Below are 7998 nucleotides of genomic sequence, written 5' to 3'. Positions count from 1 at the left end.
ATGACTCCCATCAAACCAGCCCCCCTTGGCCTTCTGGCCACGATACTCGCTTGCCGCCTTGCTGTGGCCAGCGAGCCGTCGCCGGTTGAGTACATCCCGCTGGAAGGGGCGGACGCCGTGGAGTTCGCAGAGCCCGGTGCGGAGTCGGAGCGGATCGATGATGCCCTGGATGCCGGGACGGGGCTGGCTCCACGCGATGAACAAGCCCCGCTGACCGAGGAAGGCTGGGATCTCGGGCTGGCGCTCCGCGTCGCCTATGACGACAACATTTTCCTCAGCGCGAACCGTCCGCAATCCGACCTCGTGCTGCAGATCACGCCACGCATTGCCTACGCCTTCGGTCGTCCGGATGATCCCGGTTGCTACGTGCGCCTGGTGTATCGCCCGAGCGGTGTGCTGTTCGCGGAGAATTCCGACGAGAGCCGGATCGACCAGGACTTCGAGTTGCAGGCGGGAGTGGTCGGGCGACGCCATGAGCTGGGCGTGTCGACGGTCGTGCGCAGACTCGGCGACGCCACCCCCGACACGGGAACGACGACCGAGCGCACCGAGTATCTCGGCGAAGTCCGCTACGTCTGGCGCCCGCGTGAGAAGGTGAAGCTTGAAGTGGCCGCGGGACTTTCCGGTGAGGATTACGATGAAAGCAGGTTTTCCGATTCGGATCGGACCTACGGTGAATTGGCCGTGCGCTATGCGTATTCGCCCAAGACCGAGATCGGAGCAGCATGGAGGTTCGGGCGCGACAAGGTGGACCCCGGAGGTACCCAGGATGTCAATCGGGCGACCGCCCGGCTGATCTGGCGTCCCAGACAGAAATGGTCCGTCGACATCGAGGCCGGCGTGGAGCATCGCAATTATGAAACCGGATCCGACCTGTATCCGGTCCTCGACGCGCGTGTCGATTGGCAGCTGCGTGAGGCCACCGGAGTTTATCTGACGGCCTATCGCCGCGAAGAGAGTTCCGCTTCGTTCCCCGGGCAGAACATCGAAGTCTCAGGAGTCGGCATCGGTGTGGCGCAGCGCTTCGGGTCCCGCTGGACCGGGCAGCTGGAGCTTGGATTCGAGAGCAACCGCTACAAGCGTGTGACTGGATTCACTCCAGCGCGGCGCAAGGACAACATTTTCTATCTCCGACCAAGCCTGGAGTATCAGCTGACTGATCAGTTCCGGGCCAGTGTCTTCTACCGCTACGAGAAGAACGATTCGAGTGGCCCCACCTTCGGATACAAGCAGAACCAGATCGGAGTCGACATGACCTACGACTTCTGACCCCCCCGACCTCATCATGAAAACCATCCTTTCCATCATCTTCAGTCTGATTGCGCTTCTTCCCGCGGCTGCCCAAGGCGAGCGTGGATCCGGCACCATCGGTAGCCGCGACAGCATCGAGATCCGCGTCTTCCGCGAGGACGACCTGACCACCCGCGGTCAGTTATCGGCTTCCGGCACCATCGACATGCCATTGATCGGCACGGTGAAGGTGGCGGGAATGTCGACGGATGCTGCTGCCAACCTGATCGAGCGCAAGCTCCGTGACGGCTACCTCGTGCGCCCTGAAGTCACCGTCTCGATCACGGCGCGGGTGCGCAAGACGGTCACTGTCCTGGGCGAGGCGCAGAAGCCGGGGCTCTTCCGTCTCGATCCGAACCGCAAGCTCACACTGGTGGAGGCCATCGGCCTGGCAGGCGGTGTGACGCGGATCGGGAATGCGAAGAAGATCACCCTCAAGCGTCGCAATCTGGAGAATCCGATCCGCATCGACCTGCGGGCCATCACGGCCGGCAAGGCGAAGGACATCCCCCTGCAGGACGGAGACATCATCACGATCCCCGAGAGCTTGTTCTAACAAGAATCACGAAACTCACCCTTTCCCCCACCCATCATGAGTTCCCCCATCATCAAATCGGAGCAGGAGGGCCGCCAAGAGCTTGGCGCGCCGACTTCGGATCCGACCTTCTACCTTCCCAAGGCCGAGCTTCCCCGTTTCCTCGGTGCGCTGGTTCGCCACGGCTGGATTGCCATCCTGCTGATGGTGCTTGCCGCCGTCGCCACATGGTTCGCGATGGGCCGGATGCCGAAGATCTATCAGTCCTCGGGATCGGTCTATGTCAGTGCGGATACCGTGAATTTCTTCGAGGTCCAGGAGATGACCGACGAGGATTCCGAAGACCTCGAGAGCATGCACTCGGTGGAGCAGGGGATGCTCTCGAACACGCTGTTGCTGCGGGTGATCGACAAGCATCAGCTCGTCGGTGATCCCACTTTCGCGCCGGAGGCCAAGACCCGTCAGGGCGTACTTGGAGAGCTGGCGGACCGTGTCGGCGTCGAACTCCGCCGGGGTTCCCGCTACATCGACATCTGGGTCGAGGATACCGATCCGGTCCGGGCCCGCGACCTGGTGGCTTCGATCAAGTCGGAGTATGAGACGTGGAGCGCCGAGCGTCAGACCGCCCTCATCGAGGAAGTCAGCATCGGCCTGGCCAACGAGGAAGGCCGATTGCGCAAGCGCATGGAGTTGTCCGAGGAGAAGCTTCAGGCATTCCGCGAAGAGCATCCGGTTCCCGGTTTGGAGGGAATCCGTGCCACGGGATCCGCGCGCGATCGGCTGGGCATTCTGAGCGAGCGACTCACCGAAGCGAAGACCAGCCGGATGGAGTTGGAAGCCGAGCGCGATGCCTTCGCGAAGTTCGACGCCGACAACCCGGACGCGCTGGCGGGACTGCGCCGGAGTGATCACGGGGCGGAGGTGCTTTCACTGGTGCGCGATCTGCGGGAGAAGGAACTCGAGTTTGATCGCGTCAAGGAGCGCTATCTTTTCAAGCACCCGGACTACAAGCGGGCGGCACGTGACGTGGAGTCCGTGAAGGAAGATCTGGCGGTTGCCATGATCACCGCCGGTGAGGCCGTGGAGAAGGGCTACCAGGTGGCGCTTGCCCAGGAGAAGGCGCTGGAGAATGAAGTCGCGATCGCGAGCGGAGATGCGGTGGACGTTGATGGTCTGCGTGCGCAGTTTGCCGCCTTGAGCCGCGAGGCGGAAGCCGACCGCGAGTTGCATGGCTCGGTGTCGCGTCGCCTGCGTGAGACGATGCTTGCCGGTTCGGTTCCTGCTTCCGTCCTGAGCTGGCGTGACCAGCCGCTGGTGCCCGAGGAGGCATCGAAGCCGAAGCGTGCCTTGTTCACCCCGATTGCCGGGATGGCCGGGCTTTGCCTGGGTCTGATGCTCGTGGCCGGTCTGGAATTGAAAGGTGGCACCGTCCGCGACACCGCGGCTGCCAGCCGCGCGACCGGGGTTCCCCTGTTGGCGCGGATCCCCGCCGTCGGGGCTTCCGAAGGGATGCTCCTGTTGTCTTCGCCCAGCTCGGCTGCGGCTGAAGCGTTCCGCCGACTGCGTTCCGTCCTGATTCCTGCGAGTGCCGAATCCAAGGCACAAACGATCATGTTCACCGGAGCCCGGGCGGGCGAGGGGGCTTCCTTCTGCGCGGTGAACCACGCGGTTTCTCTCGCGGTGCAAGGTCATCGCACGCTGCTCATCGATGCGGACCTCCGCAGTCCCGGCCTGAGCCGCGAACAGCTCAAGGAAACGCCAACCGGTCTGAGCGACCTGCTTGCGGGCAATGCGACGGCCGCGGATACCTGCGTGCGCACACCCGTTCCCGGCCTTTATCTGATTTCTTCCGGTGAGCTGAAGGCGGATGCCTCCGAGCTTCTGGGAAGTTCCCGCTTCCCGGTCCTGCTGGAGGAAGCGTATCGCTGGTTCGACCGGGTTGTCATTGATGCTCCGCCGGTGCTTGGCACGAGTGATGCTCAAGCCGTGGCACGCTACGCGGACCGGACCTGCATGGTGATCGGCGAGGGTGGCAGCAAGTCGACAGAGCTTCGCCAGACCGCCGAGATGTTGCGGGGTGGCGGTGCCAAGCTGGTGGGTTTCGTGTGGAATGAGCACCCGACCTCCCCCGGTGACGCTCCGAGCCTTGTCGCGCCACGAACCGCTCTTCCCGCCCGCGGGGAACACACTCTTTCCATCTCTGAAGCAACCTCCGACTGACGTGATTACGTAGAAGCACTCGTTTGACATCCAACGCCCGATTCATGCAGGATCGGGCCTGTCAGAAGACTCCCCATTTTCTGGCAGCTGTTTATCCCCCCAACACCCCCCGAACATGAAGACTTCCATTCCGGAGTCTCAGGCGACCTGCCCCCCACAGGACGCTTGTGACATCAATCCGCCCTCGAGGCGATTTTCCCTGCGTCAGCGCCACCGTACCTGGATGGCTCACCAGAAGCTGGTGACCCTCAGTTTCCTGGGTGATACGGCGGTCGTTCTGTTCGCCATCGTGGGCGCCTACCTGCTTCGCTTTGAAACTCCGATGCGTGGAGTTGGCCTGCTGGATGAAGCGGTCAGCTTTCAGAGCTATCTGGGCCATGTCGGCTTCGGAGCGCTGCTGCTGATGTTCATGCTGGCAAACTTCCGCGTGCACGACCCGCGGAACTTCCTCGATATCCGCCGGATCTTCCGCTTGATCGGAAAGTCATGCGCACTCTGGCTCGTCTGCTTCCTGGGCATCACGCTGCTGCTCAAACTTGAGCCGGGCATCAGCCGGGTCTTCTGTGTGATTGGAGCGGTTCTGTCCTTGGTGGGTCTCTGCCTGTGGAGATGGGTCCTCTACTGTGTGATGCGGCGTGAGCCGATCGCATCGACCCTCCGGCAGCGCGTCCTTTTTGTCGGTTGGAATGCGGAATGTGAGCGTGTGGTTTCCCGTTTCTCTCTCGGCCGGGCCAAGTCGTTCGAAGCCGTTGGCGTGATGGCTGGTGAGAAAAAGGATTTCGAAGAGGCTCCTCCGGCCGACGTGCCGATGCTGGGTACGATGGATGAAGTACGAGATGCGATCCGCGAAACCGGCGCTGACATGGTCATGGCGGTGGACTCGTCGTTGAGCCACGACCGCATGATCGAGCTCGCCGAGACCTGCGGCAAGGAGTTCGTGGATTTCAAGTTGGTGCCGAGTTGCTTCCAGGTGCTCGTTTCCGGGCTGCAGTTGGAGAGTGTTCACGGCATGCCGGTGCTGGGCGTCGGACGCCTGCCGCTCCACCATGCCTTCAATCATGTCAGCAAGCGCGTCGTTGACATCTTCGGCGCACTCATTGGCCTGATGCTCTCCCTTCCGGTCATGGCGGTCTTCGCGCTCATGGTCTTCATCGAGTCGCCCGGACGGGTGATTTACCGTCAGCGCCGCATCGGCCTGAACGGCAAGCCGTTTGATATCTTCAAGATCCGCAGCATGAAGCCCGATGCCGAAACCGATGGCCAAGTGGGCTGGACGGTCGCGGATGATCCCCGCCGCCTGAAGGTTGGCGCCTTCATGCGCGCATGGAACATCGATGAGCTGCCACAGTTCTGGAACGTCCTGCGCGGTGACATGAGCCTCGTCGGTCCCCGCCCTGAGCGTCCCGAGTTGATCGAGGATTTCAAGGAGGACATCCGCCACTACAACGTGCGGCACAACGTCAAGCCGGGCGTGACCGGTTGGGCCCAGGTTCACGGACTGCGCGGCGATACCTGCCTGCGGGAGCGGGTGAAGTTTGATCTGGACTACATCGAGAACTGGAACTTCCTCCTCGATTTCCAGATCATGGTCATGACCTTCTTCAAGCGGAAGGGAGCCTGCTGAACCGGGCTTGCCATTCCGATGAACACGCAGGGGGTCTCCGGATTCCCAAGGTGGAATCGGAGTCGCTTGGGTTGGGCATGGTGATCGGTCCGGAGTTCAGCTACCGTCCCCGTCATGGAAGCTGATGGCAATGCGACGCGGAGGGATCGATCGATCCGCCTGGCCGTCGTCACGTCCATCCTTTCGAAGGGAGGTACGGCGCTGCTGCAGCTCCTTGCGATCCCGCTGGCGGTGCGGGTCATGGGGCGCGAGGAATTCGGGCTCTACACCAGCGTCAGCCTTGCGCTATCCACCGTGGCCCTGTTGGAGATCGGCATTGGTCCGGCACTCGCCCACGGGCTGGCTGACGCCCGCGCGAAGGATGACGTGGGAAGGAGTCGCCAGTTGGCTTCCACGGCCTTCGCCTTGATGCTTGGACTCAGTCTGATGGCCGGGGGTGCCTTGGCCGCCGTTCTGGCCCTCGTTCCCATTCCCACCCTGTTTGGCGCGGAGTATGCCGGTTCTGAATCACTGATGCGCCCGGCCTTGTGGATCGGTCTGGTTCTGTTCCTCCTGCTCTTCGTGCTCAATCTCACGGATCGGCTGCGCGAGGGATTGCTCGAAGTGGCGCAGACGAATCTGTGGGGGGCGGCCGGCAATCTCCTTGCGGCCGTTGCGGTGGGTGTCGGTGTCTGGTTGGTTCCGGAGGTGTGGTTCCTGGTGATTGCCGTTCACGGTTCGGTGGTGGTGGCGAAGCTAGCGAATACCGCGGCACTGTGGAGAAAGCATCCGGACCTGATCCCGTCGCTGCGATTGGTGGATGGTGGCATCGCCCGTCACTTGTTTTCCGATGGCGCGGCCTTCGCCACCTGCTGCCTGCTGGTCGGAGTGGTGGAGTACAATTTCTGCACGTGGATGATCGGGCAGATCGACGGTCCGTCGCAAGTGGCCCTTTACGGGGTGTTGATCTCGCTCTCGGTCATGCAGTTGGGCTTCGTCATCATGCTCAGCACGCCGACCTGGCCGGCGGTGGCCGAGGCGCTGGCCCGGGGCGACCTCGACTGGGCGAGGAAGGCGTCGAGGAAGCTCTATCTGTTTGGAGTCGGCTTCGCGATCTGCTCGTTGATCGGCATGGTGTCCGTCGGTCCCTGGGTGCTTGAACTCTGGCTGGGTGAGAAGTTTGCCGGAATCAGCCGGGGCCTGCTGGCCGCCTACTCGTGCTACTTTGTCGCCCACGTCTGGCGCCACCTGAACCACGCGCTCATGATCGGGACCGGTCAGGTGATGTCTCTGGCGCGCGTTCAATTCGTGGAAACCGGGATCCTCGCGGTGGCTGCCTGGCTGGCGCTGCGATACGGCGGGATGGGCCCCATGCTGGTGACCATGGCCATCGTCATCGCCGGCATCACCGGCTGGGCGCTGCCGCTGAAAGTGCGGGCGCGGTTGAGAGAGGGAGTTTCATGACCAAGGCGATCCAAATAGTCGTGCTGGGGATGGTCGGCGTGCTTGTAGGGCTGTTCGCGTTGGCAGCATGGGCCCCTTGGCGTCAACAAGGTGCCTCGAGAGCATTCGGATCAGTTGTATGCAAGGGCTGTGGCTGACCGGGTTCGGACCATTCGTTCAGACCACTTCCGCAAGGTCATGCTGGGGTGCGGCCTCATCGCCGCTTCTGTTGCGGTTTTTTCTGCGTGCTGGTTCGGTCTGAGCTTCATGCCCACCCTGCTACTTCATGGCTGCGTTGCTCTTTTCGGGGTGGGTTTATGGAAGTTCGCCGACGGCGTTGCAGGTTGGCTGATGGCTCCATCGAAGCAGGGGTCGATCACCGAGTAGGTTTTGGAGGCGTTGCTTCTCCCCAGTTGACGGATGGTGGATTCCGTCCCCATCCTCGCTTCATGAAACCTGTCTGGTGTTCCCTTATCGGCGTGTCGTTCTCGGTGCTGCTGCTTTCATCCTGCGCCTCCTCCCAACGGGTGGTGACCTTCGACAATGGCAGCCGTGCTCCGCTGATGCTGAATATCAGCGGCGCGGGAGTGGACAAGGTGGTGCTCAATCCGGAGGAAGGAGCCGAGCTGCGTTTCGACACGGCCTTCCCTCAGCAGTTCAACCTCGATCGCTGGGGCAAGGTGTATCACTACCGTCTGTCGATGGACCCGAAGCTTCTCAACGAGTCGGCCCTGATCGTGGGTGACGACATGAAGGTGTATCTGGTGCAGGACGGGAAGGTGCGCAATCCGCAACCCCAGGGATTCCCGCTGGTGCCGGTGAATTGATGGATCCGGCGTGTGGGATTGATGCCCACAGCTCGCTGTTGGAGGCGGCTTGGGACCCCACGTTCCCAAGAAAAAACGAC

Annotated in this window: 6 protein-coding genes; all 6 read left to right on the top strand. The window is 62.3% G+C overall.

Annotated elements, in window-relative coordinates:
* The 6 genes from JIN81_RS14380 (at position 1) to JIN81_RS14355 (ending at position 7918) form a co-directional block, all read left to right on the top strand.
* Complete coding sequence (locus JIN81_RS14380) at positions 1-1269, top strand: outer membrane beta-barrel protein (RefSeq protein ID WP_200281193.1); 1269 nt, start codon at positions 1-3, stop codon at positions 1267-1269.
* Positions 1270-1285: 16 nt separating this feature from the next.
* Positions 1286-1846 carry a polysaccharide biosynthesis/export family protein gene (locus JIN81_RS14375; RefSeq protein WP_200281191.1) on the top strand — a complete coding sequence of 187 codons (561 nt, stop codon included), beginning with the start codon at positions 1286-1288 and terminating at the stop codon, positions 1844-1846.
* Between the two features lie 36 nt (positions 1847-1882).
* Positions 1883-4045 (top strand): GumC family protein, encoded by a 2163-nt coding sequence (locus JIN81_RS14370; RefSeq protein ID WP_200281188.1) that lies wholly within the window; start codon positions 1883-1885, stop codon positions 4043-4045.
* 115 nt (positions 4046-4160) lie between these two features.
* Complete coding sequence (locus JIN81_RS14365; RefSeq protein WP_200281185.1) at positions 4161-5669, top strand: sugar transferase; 1509 nt, start codon at positions 4161-4163, stop codon at positions 5667-5669.
* Positions 5670-5783: 114 nt separating this feature from the next.
* Positions 5784-7112, top strand: a complete 1329-nt coding sequence (locus JIN81_RS14360; RefSeq protein ID WP_200281183.1) for a lipopolysaccharide biosynthesis protein — start codon at positions 5784-5786, stop codon at positions 7110-7112.
* A gap of 428 nt (positions 7113-7540) precedes the next feature.
* Positions 7541-7918 (top strand): hypothetical protein, encoded by a 378-nt coding sequence (locus JIN81_RS14355; protein ID WP_200281181.1) that lies wholly within the window; start codon positions 7541-7543, stop codon positions 7916-7918.
* Positions 7919-7998 lie beyond the last annotated feature (80 nt).

The sequence above is a fragment of the Haloferula rosea genome, from assembly GCF_016595525.1.
Lineage (GTDB): Bacteria > Verrucomicrobiota > Verrucomicrobiia > Verrucomicrobiales > Akkermansiaceae > Haloferula > Haloferula rosea.
Note: the sequence above shows the minus strand (reverse complement) of the source record. Positions and strands in the feature narration are given on the sequence as shown.

What these genes read in the sequence shown, in the direction of transcription:
- JIN81_RS14380 (WP_200281193.1), top strand. Translation starts at nt 1, where the DNA reads ATGACTCCCATCAAACCAGCCCCCCTTGGCCTTCTGGCCACGATACTC.
- JIN81_RS14370 (WP_200281188.1), top strand. Translation starts at nt 1,883, where the DNA reads ATGAGTTCCCCCATCATCAAATCGGAGCAGGAGGGCCGCCAAGAGCTT.
- JIN81_RS14375 (WP_200281191.1), top strand. Translation starts at nt 1,286, where the DNA reads ATGAAAACCATCCTTTCCATCATCTTCAGTCTGATTGCGCTTCTTCCC.
- JIN81_RS14355 (WP_200281181.1), top strand. Translation starts at nt 7,541, where the DNA reads ATGAAACCTGTCTGGTGTTCCCTTATCGGCGTGTCGTTCTCGGTGCTG.
- JIN81_RS14365 (WP_200281185.1), top strand. Translation starts at nt 4,161, where the DNA reads ATGAAGACTTCCATTCCGGAGTCTCAGGCGACCTGCCCCCCACAGGAC.
- JIN81_RS14360 (WP_200281183.1), top strand. Translation starts at nt 5,784, where the DNA reads ATGGAAGCTGATGGCAATGCGACGCGGAGGGATCGATCGATCCGCCTG.